Here is a 22,274-nt window from a genome sequence, read left to right as displayed (position 1 = left end):
GGTGGTTCTCCTGGCGTGCGCGTCAGGCCGCGCGATGCTGTGCGAGCAGCACCTCGGGGTCGAACTCCACGCCGATGGGATTCGTCGCGAAATCGCCGGCGCGGAACCACGCGTCCAGTTCGGCCGCGCTCTCGAAGTTGTCGACCTGCAGCTCGACCTTCACGCCCTCGGGATCGAGGTAGTACAGCGAGGTGGTCGGCCCGTGGTTGATGCTCCACACCGGCTGCATGCCGTGGTCCTTGAGCCGCGCGTAGGTGTGCAGCAGGTCGTCGAGCGTGCCGTAGGTGAAGGCGACGTGGTCCACGCCGGCGGTCTGGGCTTGTCCGGCGCTGTGCGTGGGCGCGTTGATCAGCGCCACGCGGTGGTGCTCGTCGTCGTAGCTCAGGAAGCACAGCATCTCGTTGCGGAACATCGTGCGCGCACCGAGCACCACGCTCCACCACTGGATCGATTCGTCGAAGCGGCGAGTCGCCAGCACGACGTGCGCGAGCTTGCGCGGCGACCTCGCCTGCGGGTCGGGCGAAGGGAGGGGAAAGCGGTCCATGGGGTTCGTCATTGCATGTCCTTGGGGTCGAGGGGTGGGTGGGGAAAGGTTGATCTGCAGGATGGCGCGCAACACCGCGGCCACGTCGCTCGGGCTCGGCGGTTGCGGCGTGGTGCTGCGCCAGGCGATGTGGCCGTCGGGCCGCACCAGGAAGGTGGCGTCGGCATGGCCGTCGTTCCAGGCGATCAGTTGCGCGAGCGCCTTGTGCGAGGCGGCGAGATCCAGGTTCACGCCCACGACGGCCATGCCCAGCGACGCCGCCAGGCGTTCGCAGGCCGCGCCGTGGCGGCCCATGCCCGCCAGGAGAAAGTGCCCGGGCTTCAGCAGCTCGTGCGAACTGGTGCGGTATGCAACGCCCGTGTCGGGTGCGAGGTGGAAGTGCGGCCAGCGCGCGCCGGGCGTGAGCGACTGGCACACGTCGCGCACGGGGTCTGGCGCGACCGGCGCGGTCGTGCCGTCGCCGCACACGGCCGCACCCCGATAGGCATGGCCCAGGTCCAGGCCCACGGTGCTGAAGTGCGCCATCTGGTTCTCGGCGGCGCGCTGCACGCGCTGGCGGATGGCCGCGCAGCGCACGGACGCGGCCTTCGCGATGCGCCGCGTGCGCCACTCGATCGGTGCCACGAACAACCCACCGAGCGCCGAACGCACCGCGCCCGGCAGCGCGCGCGCCGGCGCACTCGAACGCACACGCCCCAGCAGCGGCAGCCGGCGGTCGTCGATGCCCATGGCCGCGGCGACCTCGCGCATCTTGTGAAAGTTCTTCACGCTGGCCTCGCAGTTCGCCACGGCCACCGGGCGACGCTCCGCGCCGTAGGTGTCGATCAGGCCCTCGTCCGCACGGCCCTGCATGACCAGCGCCAGCTTCCACGCCAGGTTGTGCGCGTCCGCGATGCCCGTGTTGAGCCCGAGCCCACCCGTGGGCGGAAAGCGGTGTGCCGCATCACCGACCAGCAAGGTGCGCCCCTGGCGGTAGCAGTCGGCCACGTGCGCCTGCATGGTCCAGTGCGAGAGCGAGGTGATGCGAAACGGCACGTCCGCAGTGCCCAGCGCCGCGCGCAGCATGCGCTCGCAGCGGGCGACCGGAAAGTCGGCGGGCTGCTCGTGCGGCGGGAAGTACGGCGTCATGAACACCGCGTAGCGCGCGGCGTCGTGGACGATGAAGGTGCCGGGCGCCTTCGCGGACAGGGTCCAGAACAGGATCGACGGGCTGTCCTTCACGAGCGGGCGCAGGTCGGCCTCGAAGTTGACCGTGACCATGTGGGCCAGGTTCGTGTCGCCGGCCATCGCGATGCCCGCGCCCCGCCGCACGGAGCTGCTCGCGCCGTCGGCCGCGAGCAGCCACTGGCTGCGCACGGCATAGACCTCGCCGCTGGCGGCGTCCTCGATGCGCGAGACGACGCGGTCGCCCTCTTCTTCCGCTGCCCGCCAGGTCTGGCCGAAGCGCGTCTCGCAGTGGGTGCGGCCGGCGAGCGCGTCGAACAGCACGCGCTCGAGGTGGTGCTGCGGCACGTTCGCGCTGCGCTTGCCGCTCACCGAATCGAGCTGCACGAAGCGCGCCTCGCCGCCGATCTCGATGCGTGCGATGTCTTCCTCGGCGAGGTTGCGCCGCCACGTGACGTAGCGCGCGTCGGCCGGCGGCGTGGTCACGCGCGCCAACGCCTCGTCGGCGATGCCCAGGCTGGCCAGGATTTCGCGCGTCCTCGCGCTGATGACATGCGCCTGCGGCGCCTGGTGCAGACCGTCGCGCTGCTCGACGAGCAGCGACGCAATGCCCTGGTCGGCAAGCAACGCCGCCATGGTGAGCCCGACGGGCCCGGCACCGACGATCAAAACGGGAACTTCCAACTCGTGCATCTGTGGTTCTCTCGACCTTCGGCAGCACCAGCGGCTGCCATGCACGGGAATTTATACAAATATAAATTAATGCATGATGCGTATTTATACTTATATAAGCTGCAGACATCAACCGGCCGACCGGTACGCGCGACTGTTGGACAATGCGGCCATCGTCAACCAGCCACGGCCCGCCGGCGCACGCCATCCATGAACACTCCCACGGGCAAGACCGCCCCGAAGCGCACCCCCGCCCCTGCCCGCACCGAGGCCGCGGAACCTGCGGCCGACACCTCGGGCCGGCAGCGCCTCATGGACGCGGCCATCGTCGAGTTCTCCGAGAAAGGTTTCGAGGGCACGTCGGTGCTGGCCATCGCGCGGCGCGCGGACGTGAAGCAGCCACTGCTCAACTACCACTTCGGCGGCAAGGAGGGCCTGTGGCGCGCCGTGGTCGAGAGCACCTACACCGAGGCGATGGCGTCCATCGACGCGATGCAGGTCGACGAGGACACGGCCGATGCGCTCACCAAGCTGCGCAGCGCGCTGCGGGTGTTCGCCATCATCAACGTGCTGCACCCTGCCGCGCATTCCCTGGTGCTGCGCGAGGTGGCGCAGGCCGGGCCGCGGCTGGACTGGATCATCGAGCACTACATGCGGCCGTTCCATGAGCTGCTCGACGCGCTGCTCGCCGAATGCCAGGCGGAAGGCCTGATCAAGCCTTATCCGCGCGCCTATGCGAGCGTCATGATGACGAGCCTGCTGACCTCGGTGCAGTCGTCCATGCACCTGATCAAGCGGCTCTACGACGTCGACCCGATGAGCCCCGAGCAGGCCGCGCAGCACACCGAGCAGACCATCGACCTGCTGCTGAACGGGATGCTGACTGACTCCGGAAAAAGAAACCGCTAGCTAGCGCTGGTTCTGTTGCTCGCTCCTGTGCGCGATGACCGCGTCGCGCACCGCATGCTTCGGCGCCAGTTGCGGCTTGCCGCAACTGCTGCAGCGATAGAAGCGCAGGCCGGGCAGGAACTTCATCCACGACCGTCGGTGGATGCGCTCCAGCCCGGCCAGTCCGCATCGGCAGCGGACGAAAGGATTGCCGAAGGCCGGGCCGGGCGCGCGGCCATGGCGTGTCGTTGCGTACCCAGGAGCGTCGGTGTGCATGCGGGTCATCGTGCCGACCCACGGGCACGCCGCGCGCCCGACTGTGATCCCGCTCACTTGCCGCCGCAACAAATCTGCGCGCGGCCGCGCGGGCCTACGTCGCAGCAGGCGCCTGCGGTTCGCCCAGCGAGAGCATCAGGCGGTTGGCCCAGTTGAAGAAGGCCGCGCCATGCACGACGTCGGCAATCGCCAGGTCGTCCAGCCCCTGCGCGCGCAAGGCGTCGACGTGCGCAGACCCGAAGGTCGATGGCGTGGCCGACAGCGCGACCGAGGCTTGCACGATCGCATTCCAGCGCGCGCCCAGGTCGGCCTGCACGCCCTCGTCGAGCAGGCGCTGCACGTCGTCCGTGCGCTGCGAGAAATGCGAGGCGAAGCGCGCGTGCACCGAGGCGCAGTAGATGCAGCCGTTGAAGCGCGAGGCCGCGGCGGCCGAGAGCTCGCGCTCGGCACGCGGCAGGCCGGCCTCGGGGTTGTAGAAGATGTCCTTGTCGGTGCGGGTGCGCGCGCCGAGGATGTCGGGGTCGCGCGCCAGCAGGCGGAAATACGGCGACTTGGCGCGCGACGCGTCGACGAGGCCTGCGTAGTGGCGCTCGGTCAGTTCGTCCTCCGGCAGCGGTTCGAGCCAGGGCAGCCATTCGAGCTGCGCCTGCGTGAAGCTGCGCGGGTGCGTGTTGCCGGGATGGGTCAGGGTCGATTCGGTGCTCATGGGGCGCTCATGCAGAAGGGGTGGCCAGCGCGCGCAGGCCGATGACGACGCGGATCTGGAACGCAAGGAACGCCACCAGCTGCGACAAGGTAACGATCTCCGTGGTACGCCATCCCGCGTCGAGCAGCGCCTGCAGTGCCACCGGGCTGGCGTCGCGCGGGTGGAAGACGAGCAGGTGCGCATGCGCGAGGCCGGCCGACAGCCGTTCGCCGAGCACCGCGCGCTGTGCCGCCTCGACGGCGTAGACCGGGCCGGCTTCGTCTTCCACGCTGAGCGGACCTTCCGGATAGCGGCCATACGGCCCTTGCGTGGCACCGCGTGCAACCTCGGCCTCGATGGCCCTCGCCACGCCCTGCCCCGCCAAGGCCTCGGCATAGAAGCGCGCCACGTCGGGTTGCCCGTGCAATCCGGCGACGAAGGCCGCGACGGCGAAACGGTCTGCGATCTCGAAGTGCCCGGCGACGGGCTCGGTCGGCGCGAACAGCGCCAGGTAGCTCTGCTGCGCCTGCGTGCGCGCCTGCTCGCGCTGCGCGCGCAGGCGGTCGAGCGCGCTGCCGGGCGCGATGCTCACCAGCCGGTCGATCACGTCGAAGGTCTGAGGATCAGGAGAAGAAGAAACAACGGCATTCATGGAAACAACAGCCTAGAGAAGCGCAAGCGATTGAAGGTCCGGCACGCCCGTGTCGCGCGCCCAGCCCAGGGCGGGTGCGACGACCGTGGCGGTCAGTTCGATGGAACGCAGGATGGCCGCGTGCGGCGGATCGACCGAATGCACCTGGCACACGAGGTCGGTCACGCGCGCGAGCGTGCGGTCGGCGCGCAGCGAGGCGATCACGTCGTCGGGCGCGCCGACATGCACGTCGTACGCGGCGATCAGCTGGTCGAGCGGCGCATCGGCGCGGACACGGTCGGCCAGGCCGATCTGCCCGGTGGCGGCGGCTTGCACCACCGCGCGGCGCAGCCCGGTCTCGGCCAGGCGCAGCGCTTCCTTGCGGGTGTCCGCCACGAACACGCTGCGCGAACCCACGATGCGCGGCGTGCGCCCCGGCGGCAGCGCGGCCAGGTAGGCGTCGATGATCGGGTCCTGCAGATCGGCCAGCGATGCGTCGGGCGCCTGCGCGGTGCGCGGCTGCGTGCGCGAAAGCATCAGGCCGTCGCCGGCCGTGCCCGCGCGTGTGCCGCCGCTCACCGAGAACGTGGCCTGCCAGAGCCGGCCGAGCAGTTGCGCGCCCGCCGGGTACAGCGTGTCGCCGCCGGGCAGCGGCCGTCCGGCCCAGGCGTCGCGCACCGTGGCGAGCTGCCGTTCGAACAGCGCCGCGCGGTCGTCGCTGTCCAGCCCGAAGGCCGCGAAGGACGCGGGCGTGCCGCCCGTGCCGACGCCCACTTCGAGCCGGCCTCCCGAGAGCAGGTCCAGCACGATCGCGTCTTCGGCCGTGCGCACCGCGTTCTCCAGCGGCAGCGTGACGATGCCCGTGCCCAGGCGGATGCGCCGTGTGCGCGAGGCGACGTGGGCGAGGAAGACGAAGGGCGACGGCAGGCCGCCCTCGTGCTCATGGAAATGGTGCTGCGCCACCCAGGCGGAATCGAAGCCGAAAGCCTCGGCATGGGCGATCTGTGCGGTGACGAGGCGGTAGCGCTCGGCGGCGGGGACATCGTCGAGCAGCCGGCTGAAAAAGCCGAGCCGCTTGCGCGGGGAAGTGAAGGTACCGGGCATCCGAAGGCCTGTGGGGTCGAGAGCCTTCGAGTGTTGCGCCGCAGGCCGCTCGAATGGAACGCCGGTTTTCGCGTTTGCTTATGCGCTTTGCGCGCATCGCGCGTTCAGTGCGGCATCGCAGGTGATCGCCGTGTGAAGCGCCGCAACCAGCCCACGCCCGCCCCGACGCTGACGGCCATCAGCCCGGTGGTGGCCAGCATCGCCGCCGTGTGGAGCGCGACGGCGGCGAGCGCCGGCACTAGCGAACCACTCATCGCGCCCTTCGCTGCATCGCCCATGCACAGCGGGATCAGCGCCGGCACCAGCATCAGCCCGGCACCGTGCGCGGTGGACATCATGAAAGACCACAGCGCCAGCCCCGCATGCCCCGCCGGCGCACGCGCCATGGCGGGCAGGCGCCCCGACAGGTGAACGAGCGCGACCACCGCGATCAGCCCGCCGGCCAGCCACTGCAACAGGCCCCGGTCCATCGACAGGCCGAAGGCCACCGCAACGACCACGAGCGCCACCGAGGCCACATGCCCGACACCGATCGGCCACAGCGCCCGCAGCGCCTGCGCCCGGTCTTGCGAACGCAGGCCCCATGCGGCGGCGAACATCCAGCCGGTGGTGGGGTTCAGGCCGTGCAGGACGCCCATTCCCGCCACCGCCAGCCAGGGCCAGAGGCTTGCCATGGTGCGGACCGATCGACACGCCAGGTCGCGCGCTTTTTAGGACTGCGCGTGGCAGCAACCGCCCACCGCCGCAACGGGCGCGGGCTCGTAGCGGTCGTGGTGACGAATCCAGTCCATCGCGTAGGACGGGTTGTGCTCGTCGCGGCCCTTGGGCACGAGGTCGAGCATGTTGTAGGTGCCCATCATCACTTCCACGCCGCGACCGTAGGTCGAGTAGGTGTGGAACACGTCGCCGGCGTCGTCCTTGAAGAACACGCTGACGCCGGGCGCCTCCTCGCTCGGGAACGGCTGCTTCACGTAGTTGTAGGCAACGGCGCCGCTGGCCATTTCGTCGGGCGTGAAGCTCACGCCGAAGTCGTGGTTGAAGTCGTTGTCGTGCGACGAGACCCAGGCGAACTGCCAGCCCATGCGCCGGCGGAAGGCTTCGATGCGGGCCAGCGGCGCGCGCGAGACAGCCACCAGCATGACGTCGCGGTGCGCGAGGTGCACGCGCATGCCGTCGGAATGGTCGGCCATGAACGAGCAGCTCTGGCAGCCCTGCTCCCAGTCGGGGCCGAACATGAAGTGCTGCACCAGCAGCTGGCGGCGGCCTTCGAACAGGTCGGCGAGCGGGCGACGGCCCTGAGGGGTGTCGAAGACGTAGGCCTTCTCGACGCGGGTCCACGGCAGCGCGCGGCGCTCTTCGGCGATGCGGTCGCGCAGCTGGGTCAGCTCCTTCTCGCGCGCCAGCAACGACTTGCGCGCGTCGATCCAGCGCTCGGGGGTCACGACGGGGTGATTCACTGGGGTGTTCATGGTGTGTGCTCCTTGGCTTGTGTGTCGTTCAGGCCGTGGCCGTCTTCGGGCGCCGCACCGCGCGGACCTTGCTGGCCCGGCCGTCGCCGGCGTAGAAGAGCCCCGCGCCGTCGGACTCCAGGCCGCTCACGCCGACGCCGCTGGGCATTTCCAGCCGCGCGATCACGTCGCCGCTGGCGGGGTCGATGCGGCGGATGTCGCTCTGGTCGCCTTCCCAGGTGCCGTGCCAGAGTTCGCCGTCGACCCAGGTCACGCCGGTGACGAAGCGGTTCGATTCGATGGTGCGGCGGATCGCACCGGTTGCCGGGTCGATCTGGTGGATCTTGCGGTCGCGGTACTCGCCCACCCAGAGGCTGCCTTCGGCCCAGGTGAGGCCCGAGTCGGAGCCGTTGCCGGGCGCGGGAATCGAGGCCAGCACCTTGCCGGTGGCGGCGTCGATCTTGTCGATGCGCGCCTCGACGATCTGATAGAAGCAGGTGCCGTCGAAGGCGGTGCCGGCGTCGCAGGCGACGTCGATGCGGCGCGTGGCTTCGCCGCTCGCGGGGTCGAAGGCGACCAGTTGCCCGCCGGTGGCGGCCCACACCTGGTGGCCGTCGTGCGTCACGCCGTGGATGCGCTCCACGCCTTCGAACGGTCCGTACTCGCGCACGATCTGCGCGGCCTGCACCGCGCCTTCGAAACGGTCCTTGCCTGCCTTCTTGCTCTGACTGCTGCTGCTCATGGTGGGCTCCTGTAGGTGCGCCACAGGGGGTAGCGCATGAGCCCGACTCTATTCAATCGGCAGCGCGGCGGGGAGTAACAAGATCGTCGTGAATCCCGCCAGCGGCGGGGCCAGCCAGCGGCGTGCCCTGGCCTGCCCGATGGCGCGCACGCGCCGCTGCGCCTCGAGCTCGGCCAGCGCGCGCTGCACCGTGCGCTGGCTCGCGCCCAGGGCCAGCGCGAGCGCCGAGGTCGACCAGGCCGCGCCGTCGGACAGCAATGCCACCAGCGAAGCCTGCTCGCCGTCGATGGGCGGTGCCAGCACCACGACCGGACGCGCATCCAGAGGTTGGAGGATGAAGCCCTGCGGCGTGGCCTCGATGCGCGCCATCGGCTTGACGAGCGCGCGCAGCCGGCCGATCTCGACGCGCAGCCGCGCGCGGTGCGTCTCGTCGGGGTCGCGGGTGCGGAAGGCGTCGGCGATCAGCGTGTCGCGGTCGACATCGCCGGGCCAGGCCGCGGCCAGCGCGCGCGCCAGCGAGAACAGCACCGGCCGGCGTGCGAGCGAACGCCAGGTGTCGCCACCTCCGACACCGCGGCGGCAGGCATCGACGACCAGCGCATCGGACGCGAGCAGCGCCTCGACCTCCTCGAGGCGCAGGGCCTGCTCACCGCCGGCGGCGATGCGTCGTGCGGCGGGACGCTCGAGCGCGGCGCGCGCTTCCGCCACCTCGGCCAGCAGCGCCGGCACGCGCGCACGCCAGGCCGCGTCGTGCGCGCGGTCGAGTGCCGCGCGTGCCGCGGCGGTGCGCAACGAACGCAAGGCCAACTCCGCCGATGCCAGCTCGGCCACCGCCGACAGCAACGGCGGCAGGCTGTGCCCGTCGAGCAGCGACAGCGCGGCGGCAGCCTCGTCGAGCCGGCCGAGCAGCAACAACCGGCGCGCCGCGATGAGCCGCGCCTGCAGCGCATTGGCCAGGTCGTCGCGCGCCTCGAGCGTGGCCGCCGCCGCGGTCAGCGCGCGCGGCGAACCGCCGAGGTCGCGCATCGCGAGCGCCACCTCGGCCTCGGCGACGACGCAACGTGCGCGCGCCAGTTCTTCGTGCGCCCCGAAGCCGCTCGCGGCACGCCGCAGCAGCTCGCGCGCACGCGGGTGCTCGCCGAGCTGGGCCATCGCGATGCCGCGCAGCGCGAGCGCCGGCGGATCGTCGCGCAGGGCCACGCGCTTGAGGGCACCCAGCGCGTCGCCGGCAGCGAGCGCGCGCGCGGAGGCGGCGATGAGGGAATCCATGGGGCGACAGGCTACAACACCGCCGGTGCGCCGCGGCCCGCCCCCTCACGAGGCGGCGTCTTCAGTCCAGCGAGATGCCGCGCTCACGGATCAGCGCGTGCCACTTCTTGGTCTCGGCGAAGGCGTAGGTCTTCATCAGCACACTGTCGCTCGGCACGGGCTCCCAGCCGCCTTCCTGCAGCTTCTTGCGCACGCCCTCATTGCCCACCGCCGCCTGCATCTCCTTGGAAAGGCGCTCCTGGATGGCGGCCGGCGTGCTGGCCGGCACCACCAGCCCTTGCCACGCGTAGGCTTCCGAATCCTTGAAGCCCTGTTCGCCCACCGTGGGCACGGCGGGAAGGATCGGCAGGCGCTTGGCGCTGAACGCCATCAGCGGAATGACCTTGCCCGACTGGATGGCGCTGAGCCCCGACGAGGTGTCCACCACCATCAGCGGCACCTGCCCGCCCATCACGTCCTGCAGCGCGGGCGCCGCCCCGCGATACGGCACGTGCATGGTCGACAGGCCGCTGCGGCTCAGGAACAGCTCCATCGCCAGGTGGTGCGGGCTGCCGTTGCCCGGCGAGGCGTACGACAGCGTGCCCGGCTTGCTCTTGAGCTGCTCCATCAGGGCACCGATGGTCTTGAGGTTCGTCGAGGGCGCCGCCACCAGGACCAGCGGCGTGCGCGCCATCAGGCCGAGCATCGCGAAGTCGCGGTCGACGGCGTAGGGCAGCTTCTTGTAGAGCGCGGGGTTGTACACGAGCACGCCGTTGTCGGCCGTAAACACGGTGTAGCCGTCGCCCGGCGACCGGGCCGTGACTTCGGCGCCGATGATGGCGCCGGCACCGGCCCGGTTGTCGACGATCACCGGCTGGCCGGCCTGGACCGACATCTGCGCGCCGATGGTGCGGGCCAGGAAGTCGCTGCCGCCGCCGGCGGGGTAGCCGACGATCCACTTGATCGGCTTGGACGGAAAGGCCTGCGCCTGCGCCTGCGCTTGCGCGGGAGCCCCCGCGAAAGCAAGGGCAGCGGCCGCGAGCGAAAGAAAACCGCGGCGCGCAAGGCGATGAGAAACGGGCATGAACGATGTCTCCTGGCAGTGGTTGTTGTGATGGCGCTGCGATTGGATGCGAGCTTCATTCATGGTTCAATCAGATATTTCTTTCCCACTTATCGGATAAACCGATGAATGTCACGTTGCGCCAATTGCGCGCCTTCATCGCGGTGGCCCGCGCCGGCAGCGTGACCGAGGCGGCTTTGCGGCTGCACATCACGCAGTCGGCGCTGAGCGGCCTCATCAAGGACCTGGAGTCGAACCTGGGCGTGCAGATGCTTCACCGCACGACGCGCAAGCTGCAGCTGTCCAGCGCAGGCGAGGTCTTTCTGCCGATGGCCGAACGCATCCTCCAGGACCTGGGCATGGCGCTCGATGCGGTGTCCGACCTGCGCGAGCTGCGCACTGGCACCGTGCGCATCGCGGTGCCGCAGGTGATGGCGTGCACGGTCATGCCGGAAATCATGGCCGCCTTCGCCCGGAAGTACCCCGGCATCCGCGTGCGCCTGCAGGACTCGATGGTCGAAAGCGTGCTGGGCCGGCTCATCAACGGCGACGTCGACCTGGCCATCGGCCCCGAGCGCGACGCACCCGCCAACGTGGTGGCGCGCACGCTCTTCACCCTGCCCTTTCTGGCGGTGCTGCCCCCGGGGCATCCGCTCACCAAGAAGCAGCGGGTCGCCTGGAGCGACCTGGTCCGCTACCCCGTGATCTCGCTGCAGGGCGAATACACGCAGCTGCTCAGCGCCGAGTTGTATGCATCGCCCGGCCGGCTGGAGTTCAGCCCGACGCATGAAGTCGCCTTCCTGACGACGGCCTTGAGCATGGTCGAGCACGGCCTGGGCGTGACCACCTGCCTGCCGTATGCGGGCGAGCTGCTGCAGCGCCAGCAGCTCGAATTCCGCCCGCTCGTCACGCCCGTGCTCAGCCGCAAGTTCCAAGTGTGGCTCAACAAGGACCGGGGGCTCTCGCCGTCGGCGCAGGAGTTTCTGGACTTCCTGCTGCAGCACATCGAAGACCACCCGGCACCCGAGGTGCGCGCGTTCCGCAAGGCGCGCTGATCCAGCGCGCAGCGGACCTCAGCTGCTGCCAGCGCCCATCGCGGGTGCCCGCACCCTCGCCGCCAGCCGCGTGCCCCCATCGTCCGCATCGATCTGCAGCGTGCCGCCGATGCGCGCCATGCGCGCCTGCATGCTGCGCAGGCCCAGCCCGCCGATCGATGAGGCGACCGTCACCGCATCGAAGCCCACGCCGTCGTCCTCGACGCTCAGCAGCACGCCCGCCTCGCCGTCGGCCCGCAGTTGCACGCGCAGGGTGCGCGCACGGCTGTGCTTCACCACATTGGCCAGCGCCTCCTCGAGCAGGCGCGTGAGACCCAGCACCTGGCGCGCGGACAGCGCGCAGGGCCAGGCCGCGGGCGTCTGCCAGTGGCTGCGCACGCCCATCTCCTCGAACAGGCGGCCGAAGCGGTGGCGCATCGGCGCCAGCCATTGCGTGGGCGTAGCGGCCACCGGGGCCGCGCCGCCGCTGTGGGTGTCGATGATCTGGCGCAGGTCGTCGCGCAGCGACTTGAACATCGACAGGTACTGCGGCCGCTGCAGCGCCTCGCCCGACTGCTCCACCAGCGCGATCGAGCGCACGAGCGAACTGCCCAGGCCGTCGTGCAGGTCGTGCGCCACGCTCAGGCGCTCATGCAGCCGCACGTTGTCGAGCTCCAGGCGGTGCTCGCGGCTGAGCGTGTCGGCCAGCTCGGTGCGCGCCCCGCGCACTTCGCGCGCCAGCTCGTCGTTGAAGCTCTCGACGCGGCGCAGGCTGCGCGTGAAGCCACCCGCCAGGATCAGCGACATGCCGATCATGATCAGCGGCGCCGTGACCACGGTGTAGCCGAAGCGGTCGTCGATGACGCGCAGGATCATCAGCGCGTCGTGCACCGCGGCCACCAGGAAGCCGAAGGCGCACAGGGCCAGCAGCAGGTGTTCGGTTTTCTTGGTATCGAGCGCGCGCAGGATGAACTGCACGCACACGGCCATGAAGAGCAGCGAATACGCGATGAACACCGCCAACGTTGCGACCGACAACGCAGGCTGCGGCAGCAGCGCGATCGCCGCCACGGCCAGCGCGGCCACGGCCCACAGTGCGCGGCTCAGGCGCGGAAAGCGCTGGCCGCCGAAGTGCCACATGAACATGCAGAAGCAGCTCACGTACAGGACCATCCAGGCCGTGATCCAGCGCGACCAGGCGTCGGTAGAGGCGAACGGCCACGGCAAGGTGCTGACCACGGTGTTGCTCGCGAACACCAGCCAGGCAATGGCGCTGAGCGCGTACCAGCCGTAGGCAACCTCCTGCCGGCGCATGAGCCACAGCACGAGGAAGAAGCAGCCCAGCGTGATCGAGATGACGAGGTTGACCGCGGGCAGCACGCGCGCGAACAGGCGGCGCTCGTCGTGGTACGCCACCGCCGCGTCCGCCGTGCCGAGCACCACGCGGCCCAGCCCCGAGCCGTACATGCTGCCGCCCACCACCTGCACCCACAGCGTGTTGGTGCCGGGGTTCAGCGCCACGGCCGGCAGGAAGAAGACGCGCGGCGTGTTCCAGCTGCGGCTCAGCGGCTCGACCAGGCTGGCGTCGCGCCAGAGCAGGTTGTCGTTCAGCGAGATCGCGCCGGCCATGCTCAGGTAGTCGAAGGCCACGCCCAGCTGCGGCGCGTCGTCGCGGCCCGCGCAGGGGCGTTGCCAGTCGATGCGGTACCACACGATGCCTTCGAAGCCGGGCCAGCGCGTGGCCCAGTGGTCGGGCAGCGTCACCGGCTGCCAGCCGTCGATGGGCGGCGGTGCTTCAGGCCCCGCGCCGGCGGCGGCGCGCACGGCCCGCACGCTGTCGATGTGCGGTGCGCACCCTTCGGCAGCCCATGCCGTGTGCGCGAACAACCACCACAGGCTCAGGCCAGCAAGCCACGCGAACGCGCTGCGAAAACGGCGCGCGTGCGCGAGGAAACGGTGAGCTTGCGGTAGATGTTCTTGATGTGGCATTCGACGGTGTGCCGCGACAGGAAGATCTGCTCGGCTATCTCGCGGTTGGTCAGGCCTTCGGCAACCAGCTGGAGGATCTGCAGTTCGCGCGCGGTCAGCACATCTTCGCCGACGCGACCCGGCGTGGCCGGCGGCGCCTGCGTGAGGTCGAGGATGCGCCGCGCGATGAACGGATCGATCGGCGCCCCGCCGCGCAGCACGCTGCGGATCGACAGCAGCAGCTCCAGGTCGTCGCGCTCCTTGAGCACGTAGCCGGTGGCGCCGGCGCGCAGCGCGTTGAGGATGAGGTCGTCGGTGCTCCAGGCGGAGATCACGAGGATGCCGGGGCCGTCGTCGGCGCTCATTGCCGCACCGGTCGGCGCGCTCATCTGCGCGATCAGCTCCACGCCGTTGCCGTCGGGCAGGCCCAGGTCGACCAGCGCGAGCGCGAACGACTGGCGCGCGAGTTCGATGCGCGCATCGGCCAGCGTGGCGGCGAGCACCAGCACGTCGTTGCCGTAGCCCAGCTGGTTCAGGATGCCGACGATGCGCCGCTGCATCAGCGCGTCGTCCTCGACGATGAGCACAGGCGCCGGCAGGTCGGGGCTGGGCGGCGGCGTCATCGCCGGACCTTCGGGCTGGGGAGAGAAAGCGGACATCAGGACGGTTCGGACAAGGTGGGAAGCATGCCCGAATCATCACCCAGGCTTCGCGCGCGAGGCTGCAGTGTCCCCTCGCAGCGACTGTGCGGCCATCACCAGATCTGGGGGTTCTGACGACGCGGCGCGGCATCGGTCGGCCTTCGCCTACAGACAGGCGCCATGCGAGCGGACATGGTGGGGCCATGACACATCCGATCGAACTCATCATCGACGAGCCGGCGCCCGGATCCTTTGTCTGGCGGCTGCTCGAAACCGACACCGACGGTGCGCATCCCACCGTCCTTCGCTGCGCCTTCGACCCGGTCGAGAGCTACGAGCTCGCCCTGGCCTCGGGACAGCGCGCCCTGCGCAGCGAGATGCGCGCGCACGGCACTACAACAGAAGGCCACTGAGCGTCAGCATGCGCTGACGGCGGCTTCGCGAGGCGTCCTACCGCTGTCGCGCCGTCGGTTCCTAGGATCGTTTTCGGGCGCCGGTTCTCTTGCGCTGGTCGCAATGAAGCAACCGCCGGCGTCTTCAAGGAGATGACCATGCAAAGAAAGCTCATGTGGATGTGCGCCGCTGCCGTGTCCTGTCTCACGGCCGTGTCGGCGCAAGCGCAGGTGAACCCGCCGCCCGCGGCCACGGTCGACCCGGCGGTCGCCGAATACAAGGCAGCCCGCGACAAGATCTCGGCCGACTACAAGACCGACCGCGCCGCGTGCGATGCCATGAAGGACAACGCCAAGGACGTCTGCGTCGAGGAAGCCAAGGGCAAGGAAAAGATCGCCAAGGCCGAGCTCGACCAGAAGATGAAGCCCAGCGACGGCAACGCCCGCAAGGTGGCCGAAGCCAAGGTGGAAGTGGCCTACAGCATCGCCAAGGAAAAATGCGACGACCAGAAGGGCGAGGCCAAGTCGACCTGCGTGAAGCAGGCCAAGGCCGACGAAAGCAAGGGCATGGCCGAAGTCAAGGCGATGAAGAAGTAGCCGACCTGGTCGCAGCGCTTCCCGTTGGCGCTGGCCGGGGGCGGTCGCATACTCGACAGATGCCTTCCTCTTCCACGCGTCCACGGGTCTACCTCGCCGGCCCCGACGTGTTCCGGCCCGACGCCGCGCAGTACTTTGCCGCGCTGGCATTGGCCTGCGACGCGCTCGGCATGACGGCCGTGCCACCGTTCGACGGCAAGGCGGCCGGCCCCGACCCCGCGCGCCGGATCTACGAGGAAAACATGAAGCTGCTGCGGTCGGCGGACGGCGTCATTGCCAATCTCGCGCCGTTTCGCGGGCTGGAGCCCGACTCGGGCACGGTGTTCGAGGTCGGCGTGGCCATCGCCCTGGGCCTTCCGGTGGCCGCCTACGGCGTTCCGCCAGGCACCTATGCGCAGCGCGCCGCCACGGCAGGCGTCGTCGGCCGCGACCCGGACGGCAGCCTGCGCGACCCCGAGGGCACGCTGATCGAGGATTTCGGGCTGCCGCTGAACCTCATGCTGGCCTGCTCGGTGCGCTTTTCGGACTTGGCGACCGACGCCTTGCGGGTGCTGGCCGAGGTGTTGGGGTCCGCGCCAGCCCAGCGGCAGTGAGTCGAAATTCGTGAAATAAGTCACAAATCAAAGGTGGGGCATCACCAATTCTGGGGAGAAAGCCTCTCGAAGTAAGCCTTTCAGCCTCTTTTTGCGTTGGACATGCCAACGCCCCAAAAAGGAGGCCCGGATGCCCCTCTCAGATCAACAAGCAGTTTTCGAAGCGGCGGGCCGCCTGGGTTCCATGGAGGTCCTGACCACGCAGACCAGCGCCGTCGTCTCGATGCTGCGCGCGCTGTACGCCGCGCACCCCGAGCCGGCCAAGGTCCGGTTCCACTTCGACCGGCTGATCGGCCAGTTGCTGACCAGCCCCTACCTCAGCCACGACCCGGATCACGCGCTGATCCTCCAGGACACGGCCGCGACCCTCGTGCGGCCACCGCTCGAACCCGACCCGGTGCGCTGAGCATCGGATGCACACCCAGGAGACACTGAAATGAGTTTTGAAAAAATCAAACTCCGGTTCGGCCGGTCGTTCCGTCGCGGCGATCGCGTCGTCTGCGAAGGCCGGCTCGGCACCATCACCGGAGCGACCTATCCGCATGTGCGGGTGCGCTTCGACGGCCGGCAGATTGCGGTGCCTTGCGATCCTTGCGAACTGCATCTGGGCATAGCCCCGATCGCGACGTTGTCCACGCTCGAACCGCAGCCGTCCTGAAGACATCGCCTCGCCTTTTCGGCGGGCAGCCACGCGCACGCGTCGCGCGCAGACGCAAAAAAGCCCCGACTGGCGGGGCTCTTTTGGGCTGTTTGATCACTGCAAGGTGATCAGGAAGCCAATCCTGGCGGAACCGGAGGGATTCGAACCCTCGATGAGGCTCTACACCCCATACTCCCTTAGCAGGGGAGCACCTTCGGCCACTCGGTCACAGTTCCTGAAAGCAACCGCAATTATGCCATTACTTAAGCGCTCGGTTGGTCCAGATCGAACGCTTTATGCAGTGCGCGCACGGCCAATTCCATATATTTTTCGTCGATCACGACCGAGGTCTTGATTTCGCTGGTCGAGATCATCTGGATGTTGATGCCCTCTTCGCTCAACACACGGAACATCTTGCTCGCGACACCCACGTGGCTGCGCATGCCGATGCCCACGATGCTGACCTTGCAGATCTTGGTGTCGCCCACGATTTCGGTGGCGCCCAGCGAAGGCATCACCTTCGACTCGAGCAGTTCGACCGTGCGCGCGAACTCGTTGCGATGCACGGTGAAGCTGAAGTCGGTCTTGCCGTCCTTGCTGAGGTTCTGGATGATCACGTCGACTTCGATGTTGGCGTCTGCCACGGCACCGAGGATGTGATACGCGATGCCCGGCTTGTCGGGCACGCCGAGCACCGAGATCTTGGCTTCGTCGCGATTGAATGCGATGCCGGATACGACGGCTTGTTCCATGTTTTCGTCTTCCTCGAAAGTGATCAGCGTGCCGGACTTGGCCTCTTCATTGATGTCGATGTCCCATGCGGTGAAGCTCGAAAGCACACGCAGCGGCACCTTGTACTTGCCGGCGAATTCCACCGAGCGGATTTGCAGCACCTTGGAGCCGAGGCTGGCCATCTCGAGCATCTCTTCGAAGCTCACGGTGGTCAGGCGGCGCGCATCGGGCTCGACACGCGGGTCGGTGGTGTAGACGCCGTCGACGTCGGTGTAGATCAGGCACTCGCTGGCCTTCATGGCCGCTGCAATGGCCACGGCCGAGGTGTCGCTGCCGCCACGGCCCAGCGTGGTGATGTTGCCTTCGTCGTCCACGCCCTGGAAGCCGGTGATGACCACCACGCGACCGGCTGCGAGGTCGGCGCGCACCTTGGCGTCGTCGATGCTCTCGATGCGGGCCTTGGTGTACGAGTTGTCGGTGCGCACCGACACCTGCCAGCCCGCGTAGCTCACCGACTCCACGCCCTCGGCCTGCAGCGCCATGGCCAGCAGTGCCGACGATGCCTGTTCGCCGGTGGAGGCGAGCATGTCGAGTTCGCGGTGATAGGCCACGCCGGGTTTGCCCGGGGAGAGCTCCTTGGCAAGACCGAGCAGGCGGTTGGTTTCGCCGCTCATGGCGCTGGGCACCACGATCATCTGGTGACCCGCACGCGCCCATTTGGCGACGCGCTTGGCGACATTGCGGATGCGCTCGGTCGAGCCCATCGACGTGCCGCCGTATTTGTGAACGATCAATGCCATGGATGAAATCAGAGAAAGATAAAGGGCCGCCTGGAAAGCGGCGCCCTGCAAGCCGTCAGAGCGAAGTCTTCAGCGAGGGCGGGGCATTGTACCAATGCAGCCGCTCTCCCCTGCGCTCGGCGAAGCCCGCGCCCACCTTGAGGTGGATGCGGTGGCCGCGGGTGGTGCAGGCGCGGACCTGGTCCAGCAGCTGGTCGAGCTGCGCCGCGCTCGGTGCGCAGCCGTGCGACTGCATGAGCCAGTGGCGCAGCACGTTGGCCTGCCGCGCGCGCGACAGCGCCTGCAGCGGCCGGATCTGCGGCGGTTCACCGACCACGGCCAGGTCCTGTGCCGCCAGTTCGCCCAGCAGCTGCTGGGCCTGCGCCGCGTGGCCGATGCTGCGGGCGAAGGTCGCACGAAACTGCGGGAAGGTGTCCGCCAGCGCCGGCAGCAGCACGGCGCGGATGCGGTTGCGCGTGTAGCGCGCGTCGGCGTTGCTCGGGTCTTCGATCCACGGCAACTGCTGCTGCGCCAGCCAGCTGCGGATGTCGGCCGCCGGCACCGCGAGCAGCGGCCGATGAATGTTCAATCCGTCGCGCACCGCATGCGCCGGCATCGCGGCCAGGCCCGGCAGGCCGGCACCGCGGGACAGCGCCAGCAGCAGCGTCTCGACCTGGTCATCGGCATGGTGCCCCAGCGCGATGGACGACACCGCAGGCCGCGCCCCCTCGGCACGCGCCATGGCCCCATACGCGTCATAACGTGCGCGCCGCGCGGCATCCTCGGGGCTGTCGCCCGGCGCATGCCGCGCATCGACCCGGTGCGTCACCAACGGCACACCGAGCCGCTCGCAAGCCTGCGCGCACTGCCGCTCGAAGTCGTCGGCCGCCGCCTGCAGCCCGTGATGCACATGGAAGGCGATCACCTGCCCCGGCCATCGCGCCGCGCAGGCCGCGAGCAAGGCGGTCGAATCCGCACCGCCGCTGAAGCCGACGGCCAGCGGCAGGCTCGCCGGTTCGAACGCGGCCATGGCGCGTTCGAAGGCTTCGCTCATGATGGAAAAGGGAAAGCCGCTCAGCGGCTGTTGTCGGCCTTGGTGTCGTTGAACCGGCCGTAGCTCTGCAGGCGCTCGTAGCGGCGGTCCAGCAGTTCCTTCGTCTTCAGGTCGCTGACCTGGCGGAAGGCGTCGTTGAGCGCGCGCTTGAGGAACGCGGCCATCTGGCGATGGTCGCGGTGCGCGCCGCCGACGGGTTCGTTGACGATCTTGTCGACCAGGCCCAGTGCCTTCAGGCGATGCGCCGTGATGCCCAGGGCATCTGCGGCTTCCTGCGCCTTGTCGCTGGTCTTCCAGAGAATGGACGCGCAGCCTTCGGGGCTGATCACCGAGTAGATCGAGTACTGCAGCATCACGAGCTGGTCGCCGACCGAAATGGCCAGCGCGCCGCCCGAACCGCCTTCACCGATGATGGTGACGATGATGGGTACCTCGAGCTGCGCCATCTCGAAGATGTTGCGGCCGATGGCTTCCGACTGGCCGCGCTCTTCGGCGTCGATGCCGGGGTAGGCGCCGGGCGTATCGACGAAGGTGAACACCGGCAGCTTGAATTTCTCGGCCGTCTTCATGAGACGCAGCGCCTTGCGGTAACCCTCGGGCTTGCTCATGCCGAAGTTGCGCGCGGTGCGCTCCTTCGTGTCGCGGCCCTTCTGGTGACCGAGCACCATGCAGGGCACGCCGTTGAAGCGCGCCAGCCCGCCGACGATCGACAGGTCGTCCGAGAAATGGCGGTCGCCATGCAGCTCGACGAAGTCCGTGAAGATTTCGTTGACGTAGTCGAGCGTGTACGGGCGCTCCGGATGCCGCGCGATCTTGGTGATCTGCCAGGGCGTCAGGTCGCTGTAGATGTCTTTGGTGAGTTGCTGGCTTTTCTTGCCGAGCTGATCGATTTCTTCCGAGATGTCGACCGCCGATTCGGTCTGTACATAACGCAGTTCTTCGATCTTTGTTTCGAGTTCAGCAATGGGCTGCTCGAAGTCGAGGAAGGTTCGTTTCGCCAACGTCTTCTCCTGTTTATTTCATCAATTGACCGGCCATCCGGCTCTTTTGCATTTATTCCAGAAACACCGAGAAACCGGCTTTGCCGGGCCTGCGGTGTTGCCCCTCGAAGGGGGTTGGCGAAGCGACACGAAGTGCGCGAAGCCTGGGGGTGATCCTTAGTAAACGACCGGCACGGGGTCCAGCGATCGCCAAATATACCAAGTCGCCACGCTGCAATACGGCGCCCAGGCCACGGCGACATCGCGGGCATCGCTGCGGCTGACCGGGTCGCCCGAAAAATAGTTCACGCTGATGCCGTTGAGCAGGCCCTGGTCGTCGACCGGCAGCACGTTCGGGCGCATCAGGTGGAAGATGAGGAACATCTCGGCAGTCCAGCGGCTGATGCCGCGGATGGCCACGAGCTCCTCGATGATGAGCTCGTCCGACATGTCTTTCCAGCGATCGACGTGCACGGTGCCCGAATCGAAATTCAGGGCCAGGTCGACCAGATATTCGATCTTGCGCGCCGACAGCCCGGCGCCGCGCATGTCGTCGACCTTGAGCTTGAGCACGTTGGCCGGCGTCAGCTTGCGCGGCAGCGCCGCGAACTTGTCCCAGGTCGACTGTGCGGCCTTCACCGAGATCTGCTGGCCCACGATGCTTCGCGCCAGCGTGGTGAAGGCATCGCCGCGCGACTCGAGGCAGGCCTCGCCGAACTTCGGAATGAGCCGCTTCATCACGCGGTCTTTCTTGGCCAGGTGCTTGCAGGCTTCCTCCCAATAGTCCGGCGTGTAGATGCGCACGCTGGTCTGCTGGGTAGCGGGTACGGGGTTCGTCGTTCCGTTCACTGTGCAGCCGCCCAGGTCGTTCCCGTGGGCGAATCCTTGAGCACGATGCCCTGCTCGAGGAGTTCCTGGCGAATGCGATCGGCCTCGGCGAAATTCTTCGCCGCCTTTGCCGCCGCGCGTGCATCGATCTTCGACTGGATGGTGGCTTCGTCGAGCGTGGTGCCCGCCTGCAGGAACGCCTTCGGATCGCCTTGCAGCAAGCCCAGCGTGCCGGCCAGCGCCTTGAGCAGGCCCGCGGTGTCTGCAGACTTGGTGCGGTTGACTTCGCCGGCCAGCTCGAACAGCACGGCGATGGCTTCGGGCGTGCCGAAGTCCTCGTCCATCGCCGCCTTGAAACGCGCCGCGTGGGGCTGCGTCCAGTCGATGGCCACGGGCGCGGGCGCCACCAGGTCGAGCGCGGTGTACAGGCGCTTGAGTGAGTTGCGCGCGTCGTCGAGGTGCGCGTCGCTGTAGTTCAGCGCGCTGCGGTAATGCGTGCGCACGAGGAAGAAACGCAGGCTCTCGGCGTCGTACTTCTGCAGCACTTCGCGGATGGTGAAGAAGTTGCCCAGGCTCTTGGACATCTTCTCGTTGTCCACGCGCACGAAGCCGTTGTGGACCCAGAAGCGCGACAGCGGCTTGTCGTTGGCGCCTTCGCTTTGCGCAATTTCGTTCTCGTGGTGCGGGAACTGCAGGTCGGCACCGCCGCCGTGAATGTCGAAGGTCTCTCCGAGCGTGGCGCAGCTCATGGCCGAGCACTCGATGTGCCAGCCCGGACGGCCGGTGCCGAAGGGGCTGTCCCACTTGGCGTCGTCGGGCTCGGTCGGCTTGGCGGATTTCCAGAGCACGAAGTCGAGCGGGTCCTGCTTGCCGTCGAGCACCGCGACGCGCTCGCCGGCGTGCAGTTCGTCGAGCGACTTGCCCGAGAGCTTGCCGTAGCCCGGGAACTTGCGCACCGCGTAGTTCACGTCGCCGTTGTCCGAGCGGTAGGCCAGGCCCTTGCGTTCCAGCGTCTCGATGATGCCGAGCATCTGCGGCACGTATTCGGTGGCGCGCGGCTCGATGGTCGGCGGCTCGATGCGCAGCGCACCGATGTCCTCGTGCATGGCCGCGATCACCTCGTCGGTCAGCGCGCGGATGGTGATGCCGCGCTGGACCGCGCGGGCGATGATCTTGTCGTCGATGTCGGTGATGTTGCGCACGTAGGTCACGGCATAGCCGCTGGCGCGCAGCCAGCGCTGCACCACGTCGAACGCCATCATCATGCGGGCGTGGCCGATGTGGCACAGGTCATAGACGGTCATGCCGCACACGTACATGCGAACCTGTCCAGGTTGCAGGGGGGAGAAATCCTCCAATTCACGCGACAGCGTGTTGTAGATGCGCAGACTCATGGGACTCGGAAAGCGTTGATTCGCGCACGTGCGGTACGGGCGAACAACGGTGTATTTCAGGGGTGACGGGGGGCGTGGCTACGAGGGGTTCGACGTGGCCCCTCGGCTACAATGCGACGCAGTATAAACGGCTGCCGCCGCGCAGCATCCGGGTGTTCTCCAGGCCCCCGCTCCCCC

Annotated in this window: 24 protein-coding genes and 1 tRNA gene; 7 read left to right on the top strand and 18 right to left on the bottom strand. The window is 68.5% G+C overall.

Going from position 1 to position 22,274, the window contains the following annotated elements; translation table 11 throughout:
• Positions 1-22 precede the first annotated feature (22 nt).
• Positions 23-2,392 carry an FAD-dependent monooxygenase gene (locus AC07O4_RS12805; protein WP_495304723.1) on the bottom strand — a complete coding sequence of 790 codons (2,370 nt, stop codon included), beginning with the start codon at positions 2,390-2,392 and terminating at the stop codon, positions 23-25.
• A 198-nt stretch (positions 2,393-2,590) separates the two neighbouring features.
• On the opposite strand from AC07O4_RS12805, the gene AC07O4_RS12800 reads away from it, so the two are divergent.
• Positions 2,591-3,289 carry a TetR/AcrR family transcriptional regulator gene (locus tag AC07O4_RS12800; protein ID WP_159272066.1) on the top strand — a complete coding sequence of 233 codons (699 nt, stop codon included), beginning with the start codon at positions 2,591-2,593 and terminating at the stop codon, positions 3,287-3,289.
• Here the strand turns inward: AC07O4_RS12800 and AC07O4_RS12795 are convergent, their stop codons facing one another.
• From AC07O4_RS12795 to AC07O4_RS12755, 9 genes are all read right to left on the bottom strand, one after another.
• The gene (locus AC07O4_RS12795) at positions 3,290-3,544 is read right to left on the bottom strand and encodes a hypothetical protein (protein ID WP_159272067.1); all 255 of its coding nucleotides are present in this window, start codon (positions 3,542-3,544) and stop codon (positions 3,290-3,292) included. It lies immediately after the preceding gene.
• 94 nt (positions 3,545-3,638) lie between these two features.
• A complete protein-coding gene (locus AC07O4_RS12790; RefSeq protein WP_159272068.1) occupies positions 3,639-4,250 on the bottom strand; it encodes an alkylhydroperoxidase domain protein in 612 nt (203 codons plus the stop codon).
• Positions 4,251-4,257: 7 nt separating this feature from the next.
• Positions 4,258-4,881, bottom strand: coding sequence for a CMD domain protein (locus AC07O4_RS12785; RefSeq protein WP_159272069.1), 624 nt, complete (start codon positions 4,879-4,881; stop codon positions 4,258-4,260).
• Positions 4,882-4,893: 12 nt separating this feature from the next.
• A complete protein-coding gene (locus AC07O4_RS12780; protein WP_159272070.1) occupies positions 4,894-5,964 on the bottom strand; it encodes a putative FMN-dependent luciferase-like monooxygenase in 1,071 nt (356 codons plus the stop codon).
• A gap of 104 nt (positions 5,965-6,068) precedes the next feature.
• Complete coding sequence (locus tag AC07O4_RS12775) at positions 6,069-6,638, bottom strand: hypothetical protein (protein WP_495304722.1); 570 nt, start codon at positions 6,636-6,638, stop codon at positions 6,069-6,071.
• Between the two features lie 36 nt (positions 6,639-6,674).
• Complete coding sequence (locus AC07O4_RS12770) at positions 6,675-7,433, bottom strand: DUF899 domain-containing protein (protein ID WP_495304721.1); 759 nt, start codon at positions 7,431-7,433, stop codon at positions 6,675-6,677.
• A gap of 28 nt (positions 7,434-7,461) precedes the next feature.
• Positions 7,462-8,154 (bottom strand): Vgb family protein, encoded by a 693-nt coding sequence (locus AC07O4_RS12765; RefSeq protein ID WP_070060429.1) that lies wholly within the window; start codon positions 8,152-8,154, stop codon positions 7,462-7,464.
• A 48-nt stretch (positions 8,155-8,202) separates the two neighbouring features.
• Positions 8,203-9,423: a helix-turn-helix domain-containing protein gene (locus AC07O4_RS12760; protein WP_495304720.1), complete on the bottom strand. Its 1,221-nt coding sequence runs from the start codon at positions 9,421-9,423 to the stop codon at positions 8,203-8,205.
• 61 nt (positions 9,424-9,484) lie between these two features.
• Positions 9,485-10,486 (bottom strand): Bug family tripartite tricarboxylate transporter substrate binding protein, encoded by a 1,002-nt coding sequence (locus AC07O4_RS12755; RefSeq protein WP_495304719.1) that lies wholly within the window; start codon positions 10,484-10,486, stop codon positions 9,485-9,487.
• A 104-nt stretch (positions 10,487-10,590) separates the two neighbouring features.
• Here AC07O4_RS12755 and AC07O4_RS12750 point away from each other — a divergent pair, with 104 nt between their 5' ends.
• Positions 10,591-11,520, top strand: a complete 930-nt coding sequence (locus tag AC07O4_RS12750) for a LysR family transcriptional regulator (protein ID WP_492742149.1) — start codon at positions 10,591-10,593, stop codon at positions 11,518-11,520.
• A gap of 18 nt (positions 11,521-11,538) precedes the next feature.
• Here the strand turns inward: AC07O4_RS12750 and AC07O4_RS12745 are convergent, their stop codons facing one another.
• Together AC07O4_RS12745 and AC07O4_RS12740 are read right to left on the bottom strand one after the other, a co-directional pair.
• Positions 11,539-13,386, bottom strand: coding sequence for a sensor histidine kinase (locus AC07O4_RS12745; RefSeq protein ID WP_495304718.1), 1,848 nt, complete (start codon positions 13,384-13,386; stop codon positions 11,539-11,541).
• 11 nt (positions 13,387-13,397) lie between these two features.
• Positions 13,398-14,126: a LuxR C-terminal-related transcriptional regulator gene (locus AC07O4_RS12740; RefSeq protein WP_255221204.1), complete on the bottom strand. Its 729-nt coding sequence runs from the start codon at positions 14,124-14,126 to the stop codon at positions 13,398-13,400.
• A 185-nt stretch (positions 14,127-14,311) separates the two neighbouring features.
• Here AC07O4_RS12740 and AC07O4_RS12735 point away from each other — a divergent pair, with 185 nt between their 5' ends.
• The 5 genes from AC07O4_RS12735 (at position 14,312) to AC07O4_RS12715 (ending at position 16,348) form a co-directional block, all read left to right on the top strand.
• On the top strand, positions 14,312-14,521 hold the full coding sequence (locus AC07O4_RS12735) for a hypothetical protein (protein ID WP_139705507.1): 210 nt from the start codon (positions 14,312-14,314) through the stop codon (positions 14,519-14,521).
• Positions 14,522-14,659: 138 nt separating this feature from the next.
• Positions 14,660-15,097 (top strand): hypothetical protein, encoded by a 438-nt coding sequence (locus tag AC07O4_RS12730; protein WP_492695875.1) that lies wholly within the window; start codon positions 14,660-14,662, stop codon positions 15,095-15,097.
• A gap of 59 nt (positions 15,098-15,156) precedes the next feature.
• On the top strand, positions 15,157-15,690 hold the full coding sequence (locus AC07O4_RS12725) for a nucleoside 2-deoxyribosyltransferase (protein WP_062480933.1): 534 nt from the start codon (positions 15,157-15,159) through the stop codon (positions 15,688-15,690).
• A 130-nt stretch (positions 15,691-15,820) separates the two neighbouring features.
• Positions 15,821-16,096 carry a hypothetical protein gene (locus tag AC07O4_RS12720; RefSeq protein WP_495304717.1) on the top strand — a complete coding sequence of 92 codons (276 nt, stop codon included), beginning with the start codon at positions 15,821-15,823 and terminating at the stop codon, positions 16,094-16,096.
• A 30-nt stretch (positions 16,097-16,126) separates the two neighbouring features.
• Entirely contained in the window at positions 16,127-16,348 is a 222-nt protein-coding gene (locus AC07O4_RS12715) for a hypothetical protein (protein WP_492726341.1), read from the top strand.
• A 125-nt stretch (positions 16,349-16,473) separates the two neighbouring features.
• Here AC07O4_RS12715 and AC07O4_RS12710 read toward each other — a convergent pair.
• The 6 genes from AC07O4_RS12710 to cysS form a co-directional block, all read right to left on the bottom strand.
• Positions 16,474-16,566: transfer RNA gene (locus AC07O4_RS12710), tRNA-Ser, on the bottom strand.
• A 27-nt stretch (positions 16,567-16,593) separates the two neighbouring features.
• On the bottom strand, positions 16,594-17,862 hold the full coding sequence (locus AC07O4_RS12705; protein ID WP_062480939.1) for an aspartate kinase: 1,269 nt from the start codon (positions 17,860-17,862) through the stop codon (positions 16,594-16,596).
• A gap of 55 nt (positions 17,863-17,917) precedes the next feature.
• Positions 17,918-18,895 carry a tRNA lysidine(34) synthetase TilS gene (gene tilS, locus AC07O4_RS12700; RefSeq protein ID WP_492742141.1) on the bottom strand — a complete coding sequence of 326 codons (978 nt, stop codon included), beginning with the start codon at positions 18,893-18,895 and terminating at the stop codon, positions 17,918-17,920.
• Between the two features lie 20 nt (positions 18,896-18,915).
• Positions 18,916-19,896, bottom strand: coding sequence for an acetyl-CoA carboxylase carboxyltransferase subunit alpha (locus tag AC07O4_RS12695; RefSeq protein WP_056582036.1), 981 nt, complete (start codon positions 19,894-19,896; stop codon positions 18,916-18,918).
• Between the two features lie 156 nt (positions 19,897-20,052).
• Positions 20,053-20,724 carry a DNA-3-methyladenine glycosylase family protein gene (locus AC07O4_RS12690; protein ID WP_095947831.1) on the bottom strand — a complete coding sequence of 224 codons (672 nt, stop codon included), beginning with the start codon at positions 20,722-20,724 and terminating at the stop codon, positions 20,053-20,055.
• Complete coding sequence (gene cysS, locus AC07O4_RS12685; protein ID WP_495304716.1) at positions 20,721-22,097, bottom strand: cysteine--tRNA ligase; 1,377 nt, start codon at positions 22,095-22,097, stop codon at positions 20,721-20,723. Before cysS ends, AC07O4_RS12690 begins: the two co-directional genes overlap by 4 nt.
• Between the last annotated feature and the right edge of the window lie 177 nt (positions 22,098-22,274).

The organism is Variovorax sp. GW821-FHT09D04, assembly GCF_059416405.1.
The sequence above is the reverse complement of the archived record's forward strand: the minus strand, read 5'-3'. Positions and strand labels throughout refer to the sequence as shown.

Excerpts from the sequence above, each read along its gene's own strand:
- AC07O4_RS12765 (WP_070060429.1), bottom strand. The coding sequence starts at position 8,154 with ATGAGCAGCAGCAGTCAGAGCAAGAAGGCAGGCAAGGACCGTTTCGAA.
- AC07O4_RS12790 (WP_159272068.1), bottom strand. The coding sequence starts at position 4,250 with ATGAGCACCGAATCGACCCTGACCCATCCCGGCAACACGCACCCGCGC.
- cysS (WP_495304716.1), bottom strand. The coding sequence starts at position 22,097 with ATGAGTCTGCGCATCTACAACACGCTGTCGCGTGAATTGGAGGATTTC.
- AC07O4_RS12725 (WP_062480933.1), top strand. The coding sequence starts at position 15,157 with ATGCCTTCCTCTTCCACGCGTCCACGGGTCTACCTCGCCGGCCCCGAC.
- AC07O4_RS12720 (WP_495304717.1), top strand. The coding sequence starts at position 15,821 with ATGCCCCTCTCAGATCAACAAGCAGTTTTCGAAGCGGCGGGCCGCCTG.
- AC07O4_RS12760 (WP_495304720.1), bottom strand. The coding sequence starts at position 9,423 with ATGGATTCCCTCATCGCCGCCTCCGCGCGCGCGCTCGCTGCCGGCGAC.
- AC07O4_RS12705 (WP_062480939.1), bottom strand. The coding sequence starts at position 17,862 with ATGGCATTGATCGTTCACAAATACGGCGGCACGTCGATGGGCTCGACC.
- AC07O4_RS12750 (WP_492742149.1), top strand. The coding sequence starts at position 10,591 with ATGAATGTCACGTTGCGCCAATTGCGCGCCTTCATCGCGGTGGCCCGC.
- AC07O4_RS12800 (WP_159272066.1), top strand. The coding sequence starts at position 2,591 with ATGAACACTCCCACGGGCAAGACCGCCCCGAAGCGCACCCCCGCCCCT.
- AC07O4_RS12785 (WP_159272069.1), bottom strand. The coding sequence starts at position 4,881 with ATGAATGCCGTTGTTTCTTCTTCTCCTGATCCTCAGACCTTCGACGTG.
- AC07O4_RS12780 (WP_159272070.1), bottom strand. The coding sequence starts at position 5,964 with ATGCCCGGTACCTTCACTTCCCCGCGCAAGCGGCTCGGCTTTTTCAGC.
- AC07O4_RS12730 (WP_492695875.1), top strand. The coding sequence starts at position 14,660 with ATGCAAAGAAAGCTCATGTGGATGTGCGCCGCTGCCGTGTCCTGTCTC.
- AC07O4_RS12795 (WP_159272067.1), bottom strand. The coding sequence starts at position 3,544 with ATGCACACCGACGCTCCTGGGTACGCAACGACACGCCATGGCCGCGCG.
- AC07O4_RS12755 (WP_495304719.1), bottom strand. The coding sequence starts at position 10,486 with ATGCCCGTTTCTCATCGCCTTGCGCGCCGCGGTTTTCTTTCGCTCGCG.
- AC07O4_RS12770 (WP_495304721.1), bottom strand. The coding sequence starts at position 7,433 with ATGAACACCCCAGTGAATCACCCCGTCGTGACCCCCGAGCGCTGGATC.
- AC07O4_RS12740 (WP_255221204.1), bottom strand. The coding sequence starts at position 14,126 with ATGTCCGCTTTCTCTCCCCAGCCCGAAGGTCCGGCGATGACGCCGCCG.
- tilS (WP_492742141.1), bottom strand. The coding sequence starts at position 18,895 with ATGAGCGAAGCCTTCGAACGCGCCATGGCCGCGTTCGAACCGGCGAGC.
- AC07O4_RS12735 (WP_139705507.1), top strand. The coding sequence starts at position 14,312 with ATGACACATCCGATCGAACTCATCATCGACGAGCCGGCGCCCGGATCC.
- AC07O4_RS12715 (WP_492726341.1), top strand. The coding sequence starts at position 16,127 with ATGAGTTTTGAAAAAATCAAACTCCGGTTCGGCCGGTCGTTCCGTCGC.
- AC07O4_RS12775 (WP_495304722.1), bottom strand. The coding sequence starts at position 6,638 with ATGGCAAGCCTCTGGCCCTGGCTGGCGGTGGCGGGAATGGGCGTCCTG.